14 protein-coding genes and 1 pseudogene are annotated in these 12,738 nt (G+C 36.4%); 6 read left to right on the top strand and 9 right to left on the bottom strand.

The genetic code is table 11. The features are described from left to right. Positions 1 to 496: 496 nt before the first annotated feature. From QZL69_RS02850 to QZL69_RS02815, 8 genes are all read right to left on the bottom strand, one after another. On the bottom strand, positions 497 to 754 hold the full coding sequence (locus QZL69_RS02850; RefSeq protein WP_173907472.1) for a hypothetical protein: 258 nt from the start codon (positions 752 to 754) through the stop codon (positions 497 to 499). A 41-nt stretch (positions 755 to 795) separates the two neighbouring features. After that, positions 796 to 1,434, bottom strand: a complete 639-nt coding sequence (locus QZL69_RS02845; protein WP_022213714.1) for an ABC transporter ATP-binding protein — start codon at positions 1,432 to 1,434, stop codon at positions 796 to 798. After that, a complete protein-coding gene (locus tag QZL69_RS02840) occupies positions 1,431 to 3,524 on the bottom strand; it encodes a hypothetical protein (protein WP_022213713.1) in 2,094 nt (697 codons plus the stop codon). The genes QZL69_RS02845 and QZL69_RS02840 overlap by 4 nt, the downstream gene beginning before the upstream one ends. Positions 3,525 to 3,967: 443 nt before the next feature. Next, positions 3,968 to 4,360: a lactococcin 972 family bacteriocin gene (locus QZL69_RS02835; RefSeq protein WP_022213712.1), complete on the bottom strand. Its 393-nt coding sequence runs from the start codon at positions 4,358 to 4,360 to the stop codon at positions 3,968 to 3,970. A 234-nt stretch (positions 4,361 to 4,594) separates the two neighbouring features. Beyond that, complete coding sequence (locus QZL69_RS02830) at positions 4,595 to 5,152, bottom strand: accessory gene regulator B family protein (RefSeq protein ID WP_022213711.1); 558 nt, start codon at positions 5,150 to 5,152, stop codon at positions 4,595 to 4,597. A 77-nt stretch (positions 5,153 to 5,229) separates the two neighbouring features. Then, complete coding sequence (locus QZL69_RS02825; protein WP_118252419.1) at positions 5,230 to 5,388, bottom strand: cyclic lactone autoinducer peptide; 159 nt, start codon at positions 5,386 to 5,388, stop codon at positions 5,230 to 5,232. 161 nt (positions 5,389 to 5,549) lie between these two features. Next, a complete protein-coding gene (locus QZL69_RS02820; RefSeq protein WP_022213709.1) occupies positions 5,550 to 6,827 on the bottom strand; it encodes a sensor histidine kinase in 1,278 nt (425 codons plus the stop codon). Beyond that, on the bottom strand, positions 6,805 to 7,530 hold the full coding sequence (locus QZL69_RS02815) for a LytR/AlgR family response regulator transcription factor (protein WP_022213708.1): 726 nt from the start codon (positions 7,528 to 7,530) through the stop codon (positions 6,805 to 6,807). The genes QZL69_RS02820 and QZL69_RS02815 overlap by 23 nt, the downstream gene beginning before the upstream one ends. A gap of 285 nt (positions 7,531 to 7,815) precedes the next feature. Between QZL69_RS02815 and QZL69_RS02810 the strand changes: the two genes are divergently transcribed. From QZL69_RS02810 to QZL69_RS02785, 6 genes and pseudogenes are all read left to right on the top strand, one after another. Continuing rightward, complete coding sequence (locus QZL69_RS02810) at positions 7,816 to 8,259, top strand: DUF6431 domain-containing protein (protein ID WP_022213707.1); 444 nt, start codon at positions 7,816 to 7,818, stop codon at positions 8,257 to 8,259. A gap of 82 nt (positions 8,260 to 8,341) precedes the next feature. Then, positions 8,342 to 8,686: a transposase gene (locus tag QZL69_RS02805; protein ID WP_022213706.1), complete on the top strand. Its 345-nt coding sequence runs from the start codon at positions 8,342 to 8,344 to the stop codon at positions 8,684 to 8,686. 6 nt (positions 8,687 to 8,692) lie between these two features. Beyond that, entirely contained in the window at positions 8,693 to 9,157 is a 465-nt protein-coding gene (locus tag QZL69_RS02800) for a DDE-type integrase/transposase/recombinase (protein ID WP_022213705.1), read from the top strand. A 99-nt stretch (positions 9,158 to 9,256) separates the two neighbouring features. Next, positions 9,257 to 10,504 (top strand): annotated as a pseudogene (locus QZL69_RS02795) (site-specific integrase). Beyond that, entirely contained in the window at positions 10,501 to 10,815 is a 315-nt protein-coding gene (locus QZL69_RS02790; RefSeq protein ID WP_022213703.1) for a hypothetical protein, read from the top strand. The pseudogene QZL69_RS02795 and the gene QZL69_RS02790 overlap by 4 nt, the downstream one beginning before the upstream one ends. Positions 10,816 to 10,853: 38 nt before the next feature. Next, positions 10,854 to 11,258, top strand: coding sequence for an EAL domain-containing protein (locus tag QZL69_RS02785; protein ID WP_173905706.1), 405 nt, complete (start codon positions 10,854 to 10,856; stop codon positions 11,256 to 11,258). A gap of 84 nt (positions 11,259 to 11,342) precedes the next feature. On the opposite strand, the gene QZL69_RS02780 is transcribed toward QZL69_RS02785, so the two are convergent. Then, entirely contained in the window at positions 11,343 to 12,716 is a 1,374-nt protein-coding gene (locus tag QZL69_RS02780) for an MATE family efflux transporter (protein WP_173906897.1), read from the bottom strand. Positions 12,717 to 12,738 lie beyond the last annotated feature (22 nt).

Raw genomic sequence — 12,738 nt, 5'->3', positions numbered from 1 at the left:
TGCCGTTGGAAACGGCACGCTATGGTAGAGGGTATGAAATTAATACCGAATTTAATCTGCAGTGGAACTGCAGTAGGTGGGAACTGTAATTCGCCGCATGACAGTATGTATCTAACGCATTTCCATTTACCATTCCCTCATTAAACGCATAATCTTCAAGGGAAAACCACATGGATATTGCAACACCCACAATACCTAAATATATTGGATAATTTTTTATCAGACGACGGATATCTGTTCTTAAATAATGTGCTCTATTTATCCGCTTTTCTCCTTTTATAAACAGCTCTTTTGCTACAGAAAAAAACAAATATACAAATGCCTGTGGCAAAGCTACTTATATCTATCAGGAATAACATCCTTTCGTTTATTTTTCTTTGTTTCTCTTTTTCCTTAATCAACTCTTTACTTGTTTCTAGAATTATATCCAATTTGTCATAAGGTATCTTCATGTCTCTGATTTTTCTATGTATTTCTCACTCATTCGGAACATTTTCTATACATTTATTAAACCTTCTTCTACAATCAAATAAGGAATTATACCTTCCTTCCGCATATATTGGCTGGGCAGTAGATCCACATCATCAAACATATGAATAAATAATTCTTCATTATTTTTTCCGGCAGCAACTATTAAAACACTAAATACCATATTCTTCGAAATATAATCATCAAATGCTGAAAGCCATATCTGTATACAAGGAAAATAAATAGCAGAAAAATCACTGTTAATATAGTAAGAATCACTTTCCATTTCTTCGACATTCTTTGTTCCTCCTATTTCAAGTTTTTATTTTATAGGCTACTTAAATTGATAACTCTGTCAGCAGAGTCAGCCACATCTTTATCATGGGTAACACAAATGATAGTTTTTCCATTTTTTTTAATTTCTTTAAATATTTCTATAATCTCATTTTTATTTCTATAATCTAAATTCCCAGTAGGCTCATCTGCTAATACTAGCTCATAAGGTTTTAACAGCATCCTTGCTATCGCTACTTTTTGTTGCTCTCCTCCACTTAATTGATAGACCTTTTTATTTAAATAAGCAGGATTCAGTCTTACCATCTCCAGAATTTCATTTATATCTTTTTCATCCTGTCTCCTATTTTCATATTTAAATATGTTTTTAGATATATTGAGATTGTCCTGGACTGTTTTGTCTTCCATTAATAAATAATCCTGAAATATATATCCAAAAAAATTTCTTCTCAGCTTTAATATCTCCTTAGAGGTAAAATAATTTTTTTCATTTATACTTATTTCCCCGCTGTCCGGTTTGTCCAGTAAACCGATAAGATTTAATAATGTTGTTTTCCCGGCACCACTCTCACCTGTTATACAAATGAACTCGTTTTTGCTGACAGACAGAGATACGTCTGATAAAACCACTCGTTTATCAAAACATTTATAAACTTTTGACAATTTTATCATTTAAACTCTCCTTTTATAAACTGAGCCTCGCCTTTCGCAAATAAATACTTGTTAACTATCCAAACCACAAAATAGTCTATAAGAAGCAGCCCTCCAATTATGGAAATCATATATAATGGCAGCTGTTTACAGGCAATTACCACGAACGGTATTACACCTATATTTATAAGCAGATTTGTCCGAAATAGAAATCTATAGATATATACAAACGGATACCCGTATAATGATTTTATGATAAGTTCCCGAAAAAACAACTTATAATAGAAGTATGTAGTAACCATCATAAACATAATCAGAAACAGAAATATGATTATAGTATTTAATATCAACTGCCCCATCTTATTTTTCAGATACTGGATTTCTACTCCTTTTTTATCATACACTGATGCTACCGAATTTAATTCATTGGCATCATATTTTTCAGTTATGGAACTAATTTCTTTCAAAGCGCTATACTCATCTTCAGCCTCCACAAACACGCTGCTTCCTACATATGATCCTAGCGTAGATGCATCTATATTTTCTGTATATACAGTAACGATAGTGTCTGCAATTGTATTCATACTGTCTCCGGAATACGGATTATATGTAAAATATCTCTGATTGTTTTCTATATAAATGATATTAATATTTAGATCATCAAGATTTTTGTGGATCTCCGTTTTATTGCCAGCCGCCCTATACATATTTGTCACTATGACTCTTTGGAAATAAAACCAATCTCTAAATGAATCCTCTATGATCCTTTCATATTTTTTATATTTTTTTGGCACTAATATATTTAAAACATCACCATCTACATCTATTATATCAGCGACACTTTTTCCATTAACAGATTTGATTTCATGTCTTTTCAAATAATTCTTATCTACCACTATATTTCGACCATAAGGAGAATACAAATCTCCCTCATTCTTTAAATCATGCAAATAAGTATAGTCATAATTATCATCGGTGACATTTGAACGTTCGAAATTGCGTGTGCTGATTATAAATACTTTATCCAAACCACTTAAATCCTGGTACACCTTTAAGATTTTATTGTTGAGTACATCTTCAGAAGCTAAATCCTTATAATTAAACGGTGAATAGATTTCCTGTAAGTTAAAAAGATTTTTGGTATCACTCCACGCCATTAAGCTATCTAGATCTCTGTCCAGCTCCTTTTTTTCTTCAAAAAGATTATTAATAAAGAGAAGTATTAAAAAAAGTAAAAAAAGCCTTAAAATATTTGATATAATCATTCCTCTCGACATCATCTGTCTTCTAGTATTGCTTACAGTAACAAAAGAAATCAGAAACGCAATGATCGACGAAAACATCAGCAAAAATATGATACTTAGATTTAATTTTATCGTCCCGTAAACCACTTGAAGCAATGGATTAGAAAATCCAAACTTATATATGATTCCGCCGACCAGCAATCCATTCAGGACAAGAGGTAAAAATAACGGCATATATATAAATCTGCTTACCATGCCATAGATTTGTACATGTGTATATCCCCATAATCTACAGATAGCAATTTTTTTCCTGTTTCTTGAATAATAAAAAAATACAATTAATATAAATAGGAAATAAAAAAGAACAAAGACCGGCAAAGGATTTATGTTTGTAGAAATAAAACTCATATTTTTCAAACTACTTGGCAGTGAATATTGAATCTCGCACTCTTCTTCAAGTTCATTTGAAAACTTTTGAATCATTTCTTCATCCTTAGTATCTATATATAATAAGTTCTTAAACCCTACATCAAGAAGCTCTTCAAATTCATGTACCTTTATTTTTTTGTCCGAAAATCTGGCTAATACATTCAAAGCTTCACTATACTTTTCCTGCATTGTAGAATATATGTCTGTTTTGTTAGAACTCAAAAAGCTATATTGTGCGATCTCAACTTTATTTGTTTCCGAGAACTTATCTACCTTTGTCAAAATATCTGGCAAATCCTTATCTGTATGGATTTTAAAAGATACGGTAGTTTTATCGTATAATATTTTATCTATAGTTTTTTGATTGATATACAAAAATGAAAATATATTGATTACCATAGTCATAATAGTAAGCAATATCACAACCTTTTTTTCCACGCATCCAACCTCTCTGTTCTACACATTTAACAATTTCGCTTTTAGTTTTCATAGTTTTTTCAATGTCTGAGAATATTTCAATTTCTCGTAACCTTTCAAACATCACTTTTCTTCTATACTTTAGAATTCTATAACAAATACTGAATATTCTTGTGCGGTGAAATCGTACTTCCGTAAATTTGGAAACCAGAGTTCCTGTATTCGAAAATCGACCATTTTGTGCTTGATAACTTATTAGACACACATTCATTGTACAACGAAGTTTTTTCATTTCATATTACACTCTATATTTGATTACCCCTTGCTTTCACAAGGGGTAATCAAGCAATTCTTTCTTCTAATGCCATATATTTAATGGAGAGTCATAGCAATTTCGTACAATTGTGAGGAGCTTTATAATTGGATAAATAGATAAATGTTTATTTTTCTTAGAAACGAACTTTTTATTTAGTACTTGCATAACTTCTATTATTAGCAAGTGTTTGTGAGATGAAGTCAGTTCGAGCAGTCCTTCCTGCAACAGTCCAGTCACTTCGAGATGTTACACCATTACCATTTTGAGCTGTACATCTATGTTCTTTTTTAGCATGATCATAATTAGCTCTATATGTTTTAGTTCTCCATGTGGTCCATAGTGTCCCGCCCAAAACACTGGTACGGTTATCATTAATTTCACTTCTAGCATTAGGATTTGAGCAATGTACCTCTATGCCTATTCCTTCTTCAGAATCAAACAACATCTGCGGACTAGCAAAAGCTGTTGTTCCCACTGTTGCTACTGACAGCATTGTAACAGCTATAAAAGTTGATAATTTTTTAAATTTTCTATTTTGCATAAATATGCTCCTTTCGTCTTTTCTTATCCGTACAACTATTATCATAAGCTCTACAAGTACATAAACCACCTGTTCCGCACGATTGTATTTGTTCTAATTCACCAAATCCAATCTGACTTTCTACACTTTGTAATATAATTATTTTTTAATCATTTCCGTTCTTCATTTTGAATTACAAAAATGCTCCTCATGCTTAAAATAATATCCACTTCATCTGTATGCGTATAAATCATCTCACTGTTCTAGCTTTCTACTATATTTCACTTTTCCTGATATCATAGCCATTGCAATACAAAGAGTTGCGTATAAAATCCCATCCAGCAAAATTTGTTTCTTCCCAAAAACAGCTAATACAAACAGCACACTAAAAATAATCAGATACATTTTAGTTTTGTTTGCATATGCTGCTATTTCTGTTTCGCTCAATTTATTTCTTGGATTCGTAACAGGAGCATTTATCCATATAAATATACCCGCAATCCAATAAATACAATAAAATGTGCTTTCTGTTCCACTCCATATATGTCTACACATCATTGCTAAATTCATAACACCTACCGACAAAAAGTAGCAACGTATCTCTGTATCAGCATGATATCCTCCGGCATATGGTCTTATAAAATAAATTGCGGTAAAAAGGACCAGAGAAAATATCAGTTCCTGCCATAATAGCCCACATATAATGATTGTTATGAAATTAATCAGCATAAAAAACGCCTGATGTAATCCATACTGAATTATCTCTATTTCCTCTGAATTTTTCCCTATGCTTCTCGCTATTTTCTCCGACAATATATATGTCTCCTGTCCTTATATGATTATCCTTCTAGTAATAATCTCTGATGTTTACCAAAGATAATTCTACTATTTCACTTTCTAGGTTTAGTTTTACCTAGTTTTTTTACAGAATCCGGAAGATCTGGCTGATATCCCAGAAAAGGACAAGTTGTATTAGCATCTTTAACCGCAATTGTCTTTGCCAATTTACCAATTACTTTTTTTCCATATTCAACTACTTTCTTGTTCATATTGTGAACCTCCTTGTTATTTAATACCTGCATCATAGCACATTTATTCCTTTCAATTTGAAGCTTGTAAAAAATAGACTTTTTATTGCTAAAAATGGTTGTTATATAAAAGGAGACTCTTTCGTTGAATTCCTTTCAATCTCAAGAGTCTCAAATAAAACTTATTTAATATTAGACAAATACAATAAAATTTTTACCTCAAAATAATTTTCCGTATATCCAATTTCAATTTCTCCATCATTTGATTTCACTATTTTTTTCACATTTTCCAGACCTATACCATGAATGGCCACCTCTTTTTGTGAAGTTTGAATTTTATTCCCCGTCTCAATGATTCTCCCCGAATAACTATTTTTCACATGAATCAGCATGATTCCTTTCTTTGTCTGAATATCAATTTTTAAATACTTTTCTTCTGATTTACTTGCTTCACGTACTGCATTATCAACTAAATTTCCAAGTATTGCACAAATATTAAAATCGTTCCAGTAAATTTTTTCCGGTACCCTTATTTTAATATCCACATCTTTTAGAACCTGCTCGGCGTTTCTCAACAGATAATTTAACACACCGTCAATCTCTTTATTTCCTGTTGAAACATATTCTTTTGGATTCAACATAAATTTTTCCATGTCCTGCAAATATTTTATTATTTCTGGATTATTAGTATTCTTTAACATAGACTGCAATTCAATAATATGATGCTTCATGTCATGCCTAAGCGAGTTCACCTGTTTCTGAGACTCTCTAGCAACGTCCAGCTGATAAGAATATACTTCTACCATCTGTTCCAGCATTTTTTTCTCAATATGTGCAGAATAAAACTGAATCAATGAATTATATAAATAGAAAATTAAAATATTAATGAACAATATGCAGGCAGCAACAACAACGACTGTCATTTTTAATTTCGTTCCGGTTATGACCATATAGTACAAACACCCAATGCTTATTACCGGTACGGCACCTAAAGAAATCCTATAAACAACAGGAAGATAAATATCCTTTTCTATAGGAATAGTACGCTCCAGTGCGATCGCTATAATCAAAATCACAAGGCTTGTTATACATTCATAAATCTGATTTACCGAATCTCCAACCGTATATTTTGTAAACGAAAGCACTACAATACTATCAACTAATACATTTACCGCATATATCATGACCGTAATGAGCAATTTTCTTGACATTTTCACCTTGTACGGACAAACTAATAAAAAAATTGCTGTTAAGTTTGAAATTATATTCAATACAGGCATTTTAAATATTTCATAAATAATACTTGTCCACAAGCATGCAATTACATAAAGAACCCATGTATATTTGCATTGATATTCATCTTTCGATAAAAAAATATCTATAAAACATTTTATGGCATAAAATCTTACCCCGGTAGCTAATATTTCAAGTAATATATTATTTAAATTCCCCATGTCCATCACATTCTATCTCCAATATCTTTCTACGGATTTCAGATCTATTCACTTTACTGATATTTAAAATATCCCCATTGATTATTTTTACCCATTCATATGTGTACTCAACAACATAATTAAAATTAATTAAATACGACTTATGAATATTCAAAAATAGCCCTGACGGTACATTTTTTTCAACATCAGTTAATTTTCCATAGAAACTCCTGGATTCATTTTTCATGACAATATTAATCTTCCGGCCATAGCTCTGAAAATATAGAATTTCTCTACAAGGTATACGAAATGTAGTTCCTTTATTTTGATATTCAAAATCTCTGCTCGTCTTTCCAGCAATACGGCAAATGTTATCCATAACATTAAAAATCCTTGTCTTCTCTAATGGTTTGATCAGGAAATCAAAGGGTCTGTTTTGGAATAGCTGTAATGCATATTGTTCCTTTGAAGATATGTACACAATGAAAATCGATTCATTTTCTAACTTTCTGCGAATATAATCTCCAACCATAATTCCATCAAGCCCTGGAATTTCGATATCCAAAAACAAAACATCTACTAATTCTTTATCCAAATAATCAGCTAAACTATCACCAGTGAAAAACGCTTCTATATTGAAGCAGATTCCATTCTTACGTGCATATTCCATTAGCATTCTTTCCAATTCTCCACACGTACTTTTTTCATCATCACATATAATAATATTCATTCTCTTACCTTTTATCATTATGAAATAGATTACTCTTTCTTATCCATTGTTGATGCTAACTTTAGATGTCAATACAAAGACCTTGTTGCCTGTCTCTGATTTACCCTGTATACTGTCATTAATACAGTAAAGAAAGGGATCCCAGAGCATCCTTCCTGACAAGACGTATACTCTGGGATCATGGTTTTGAAACCATGATTATTATATCAGATTATTCCGTTTCGTACAATGAGGAAGACGATATTTTTAATTAAGAGCAGCGCCATATCCTACTGTCCAGTCTGTATGGAAGAGCTCTCCTACAGGGATTCCTGCAAAAGGATCCTGCTACAGGAAGGGCATGAACGTCATATCTGTATCATCCGCCGGATGAAATGCACGAAATGTGGGATCTTTCACCGGGAACTGCCGGATTTTCTGGTCCCATACAAACATTACACTGCTGAAGTCATATCCGGTGTCCTGGATGAGCAGGTTACTCCATATGATGAAGATTCTGCGGATTATCCCTGTGAGATGACTATGCACCGCTGGCATCACTGGCTGATGAAAAATACGTTAAGGATAGATGGTTATTTAAGGTCTGTCGGCCACCGTCTGCCGGGATTCAGTGAGGAACTGCTGATGTCCGGCGTGCCGCTGCTTGAAATGCTTCGCAGTTCCCTGTATAACTGGCTGGAAACGATACTGAAATTCATCTATGATTCCGGCGGTTTTCTTGTCCCGTGATACAGTTTTCCCTATGCACCGGCTTTGTTTTGCTGTCATTCATAAGATATGGTAAGTTCCTCTCAAAGGAGGAATAATGACCATGAATATAACAAAAGATAACCAATGGCGCGACGGGAAAGCCCTGGAACGCTACATGCTGATCGCACCATTACTGGAAGGCTCCCTTGATCCGGCAAAACGTCTCCAGATGAGGGAGGGCATCGCATCCAGGAACGGGATCTCCCTGCGGAGCCTGTACCGTTATGAAGCTGCTTTCAAAAAAGAGGGGTTTTCCGGACTGAAACCGGCAGAGCGTCCGAAACAGCATTCCGCAAAGCTGCCGGATAACTTTAAGGAGATCCTGGAACAGGCAGTCCAGCTGAAAAGGGAAGTGCCGACACGGTCTGTAAACCAGATCATTTACATCCTGGAACTGGAAGGCTGAGCACCTGTGGGGACACTGAAACGCTCCACCATGCAGAGGCATCTCTATAATGCCGGATTCGGTCAGAAACAGATGCAGATGTACCGGGATGCCCGGAACAGTTCATCCAAACGTTTCTGTAAACCACACCGGATGATGCTGATACAGGGGGACATCAAATATGGGATCAAACTCCCCATTGGAAAAAACGGCGCAATGGTACAGACGTATCTGTCCTCAGCCATTGATGACCATTCCCGTTACGTACTCCATTCAAGGTTTTACGATAACCAGGAAGAATCCATCGTGGAAGATACTTTCCATAAAGCCATACTCAAGGCAGGAAAATTTGATGCCTGCTACTTTGATAACGGTTCACAGTACATTGCCAGACAACTGAGGTTTTCCCTGTCCAGGCTTGGGATCACAATCCGTCATGCCCCTGTCCGGAGCGGGAAATCAAAAGGTTATGACAAGATATTTTTTATGTAAAGAAATGTCTGCTAAAACCCATATACGTTGAACTTCAGCATAGATTTCTTTACATAACAATCAGGTATTGTATCATGGAACTGAAAGGAGGATTGTTCCATGATTACAAATCTAAAAGAACTTATACGATTATGTAAGGATGAAGTGCATGACAGAGAGTATCACGCTCACCATGCAAATGCTCTCACATCAGAATGGGATGCGGTATCCCAATGGTTTGATGATAACGGCATCCATGAATTTAACCGGGATAATGCTTTCGCATACTGCGATGAGGTCATTGGATCCCACATCATTGTTAAGGGAATGACTAAAAAACAGAAAAAAAGCCTTCGAGCCATTCGGATGTTGCTATCTTATCAAGAAAGTGGTGACTTTGAATTCAGAACACCTCGTGTTGAATATTTATTTCCAGGAAATACCGGAAAGATCATTCTTCTCTATCTCCAGCATGAGAGGGATCTGGGACGCTCAGAAAAGACAATCAATTATAGGCGTATGGCTCTATGCAGCTTCAATAATTATCTTTTTGAAAAGGGACTGGGCTTTGAAGAACTGGGGATTGATATAATTGAAGATTATTTTTCGCTTACATGCCACAACAGCCTATCCCTGCGCCATAATAATGCCAATCATCTTCGTCAGCTGCTTCATTATCTTTATGATTTTGGAATTACCAAAAAGGATTATGCTCTGTTCGTATTGAAAGACCAATATCGGAATGAATGCAAAGTTCCAACTACCTATACGGAAGATGAAATTTCCAGAATCATATCTGCTGTAGACCGTTCATCCTCAGTTGGCAAAAGGGATTATCTGGTTTTACTTCTGGCAGCGGAATACGGATGGCGCGCCGGTGATATCGTAAATTTTAAGTTTTGCCAGATTGACTGGAATAAAAATACGATATCTTTTGAGCAGAGCAAAACAGACATCCCTGTTGAATTTCCACTTCTCGCGTCGGTGGGAAATGCCATTATTGATTATCCGAAAAATGGCAGACCGGATTCGGATGCACCTGAAATTATTGTGGCAAGTAAAGGATGTAGCAAAGGGATGCCCCTTGCAATTCCAACGATCCATTCTATTATCAGCAGATATATGCAGGCAGCACATATCACGCATTGACAGGAGAAAAAACATGGTCCTCATTCATTAAGACACAGCCTTGCGACTAACCTTTTGAAAAAGAATGTTTCCATGCCTGTTATTAGTACAGTTCTTGGACATCAGTGTACGGAAACAACAAAAATTTATTTGAAAGTTGATGCTGACAGTTTGGTCAAATGTGTACTTCCAATACCACCGATTGCAAGTCCTTTGTATGAGGAGGTGCAAGACATATGAGCAGACCTGTATTCCACTCTGGATTTGCTGATGAGATCAACCTGTACCTTGACTATAAAATCGCCAGCGGATACAAGGAAAAAAGCTTTTGCATTATCTTGAAATCCTTTGATACTTTTTGTTTCCAACGCAAAATTAACAAAGTCGTTTTTACCCGTTCTGATGCAGATGCATGGGCTGAGAAAAGAGAAAAAGAAGCAACTACCTACCACTATTCCAGAGTCAACAAGGTGAAAAACTTTCTATATCTTTATGCCGGAAGAACAGCATTTTTACCAAGTTCTGCACGAAGAAGTCTCTGCATATTTTGAGACCTATCCTCTTCCACTTCGGGTCCGCGAAAAAATCGGTGTCTGTTCCACGATTTATCCCGCCAAACCAGTTCATCCCCCTGATTGAAAAAGAGGGACTGATCTACGAGGTGGATAAATACATATGGGAAGAAGCATGCCGGATCCTGAAAGAGCGTAGAGACCTTGACCTTCGCAGCCTTCCTATCTCTATCAATGTCGCCAGAGGCGATCTGTACGAAAAGGATCTCTGCGAGGTTTTTGACCAGCTTTTGCAGAAATATGATCTTCCTGGAAATCTGCTCCATCTGGAGATCATAGAACGTGCCTACGTCAATGACACGGATAATATCACACATATCCTTAATGCACTTCGAGAAGATGGTTTTTTATCGAAATGGATGATTTCGGTACCGGAGAGTCTTCGCTTTCCATGGTTGCTGAAATGCCTGTCGATCTTCTGAAACTTGACCGGAGTTTCCTTGTCTCCGGCCGCAGCTTTTCTTGAAATTCCCTGATAAGCAAACGTGACGGACTTAATCGGTCCGTCACATTCCTAATATCGTCTTATGTACTTTTTTCCTTACAAAATAATAGCAGATCACCTGCAGAATGATCGTGATGATCCAGGATACCGGATAAGATATAAAGAGGAACGACAGGCTTCTGTGGTGTGGAAATAATCCGAAGATCCACACGATACGTGTTCCTACGGTTCCTATGATCGACAGGATCATCGGTACACCGGAGCGACCCATTCCGCGGAGTGCTCCCGGAATCAGATCCATGATACCACAGCAGAAATAAGGAACTGTCGTGTATGCAAGGATTTCAATACCGCACTGGATAACATCCGGGTCACTTGTATACAGTCTCAGCAATTTATCGCCAAAGAAATACGCGCCGCATCCCAGGGTAAAAGAAACTGCAACCGACAAAACGATGCAGTCCATCAGGACTTTGTCCATACGCTTCGTCTTGCGTACGCCATAATTCTGGCTTGTAAAACTCATGCAGGACTGCGTAACCGCATTGACAGACACATACAGAAATCCAAAGATATTATTGGCTGCCGTATAACCTGCCATGGCGATCGAGCCAAAGGAATTTACGGAAGACTGCAGCAGTGCATTGGAAATATTGATGACTGTGCTCTGGATTCCTGCCGGGATTCCTACCTGAAAGATCTGTTTCAGATAAAAACTTTTGATCGTGAGTTTCGAGAAACGAAGCTGATAGCTTCCTTCCGAACGATACAGACAGCGCAGTACCAGAATACAGGAAATGCACTGGGAAACTACTGTTCCGATTGCAACACCAGCCACGTCCATGTGAAAAACAATGACAAGAAGCATATTCAGGCAGGCATTTGCAACCCCTGATATGATCAGATAAAACAGCGGACGCTTTGTGTCTCCAACCGCTCTCAGAATAGCTGCACCGTAATTGTAAAGCATGAAAAATGGCATTCCCAGGAAATAAATACGCATGTACAGCGTCGAATGAGCAATAACGTTATCCGGCGTACCCATGATCTCAAGTGCCAGCCTGGAAAAGATCAGTCCGACGAACGCCATAATAATACCGCTTACCAGAGCAAGTGTAATGGCGGTATGCACGGTCTCAGACATCTCCTTATGCTTGCCGGAAGCATAGAAACGTGCAGCAAGTACATTCGCTCCAAGAGAGACTCCAATAAATAAATTCGTAAAAACAGCGATCAGAGCTGTCGTCGAGCCAACCGCAGCAAGCGATTCGCTTCCCGCAAACTGCCCCACAACAATGATGTCCACAGCATTGAACATCAGCTGTAAAATACCGGACAGCATCAATGGCAGCGAAAACGAGATCAGCTTGTCCATGATTGAGCCATTGCACATGTCGATTTCGTATTTGTTATTTTTCAAGATTACTCCCCCCATTTTATGTTAATGAGTTTAAAAG

Source organism: Blautia sp. CAG:237 (genome assembly GCF_000436615.1).
Classification (GTDB): Bacteria; Bacillota; Clostridia; order Lachnospirales; family Lachnospiraceae; genus Blautia_A; species Blautia_A intestinihominis.
This window is presented reverse-complemented; position numbering and strand designations above follow the sequence as displayed.

Bases quoted from the DNA above. Each gene is read 5' to 3' on its own strand.
- QZL69_RS02815 (WP_022213708.1), bottom strand. From the start codon at position 7,530: ATGAATATTATTATATGTGATGATGAAAAAAGTACGTGTGGAGAATTG.
- QZL69_RS02805 (WP_022213706.1), top strand. From the start codon at position 8,342: ATGAATATAACAAAAGATAACCAATGGCGCGACGGGAAAGCCCTGGAA.
- QZL69_RS02835 (WP_022213712.1), bottom strand. From the start codon at position 4,360: ATGCAAAATAGAAAATTTAAAAAATTATCAACTTTTATAGCTGTTACA.
- QZL69_RS02850 (WP_173907472.1), bottom strand. From the start codon at position 754: ATGGAAAGTGATTCTTACTATATTAACAGTGATTTTTCTGCTATTTAT.
- QZL69_RS02820 (WP_022213709.1), bottom strand. From the start codon at position 6,827: ATGGACATGGGGAATTTAAATAATATATTACTTGAAATATTAGCTACC.
- QZL69_RS02825 (WP_118252419.1), bottom strand. From the start codon at position 5,388: ATGAACAAGAAAGTAGTTGAATATGGAAAAAAAGTAATTGGTAAATTG.
- QZL69_RS02845 (WP_022213714.1), bottom strand. From the start codon at position 1,434: ATGATAAAATTGTCAAAAGTTTATAAATGTTTTGATAAACGAGTGGTT.
- QZL69_RS02780 (WP_173906897.1), bottom strand. From the start codon at position 12,716: ATGGGGGGAGTAATCTTGAAAAATAACAAATACGAAATCGACATGTGC.
- QZL69_RS02790 (WP_022213703.1), top strand. From the start codon at position 10,501: ATGAGCAGACCTGTATTCCACTCTGGATTTGCTGATGAGATCAACCTG.
- QZL69_RS02810 (WP_022213707.1), top strand. From the start codon at position 7,816: ATGGAAGAGCTCTCCTACAGGGATTCCTGCAAAAGGATCCTGCTACAG.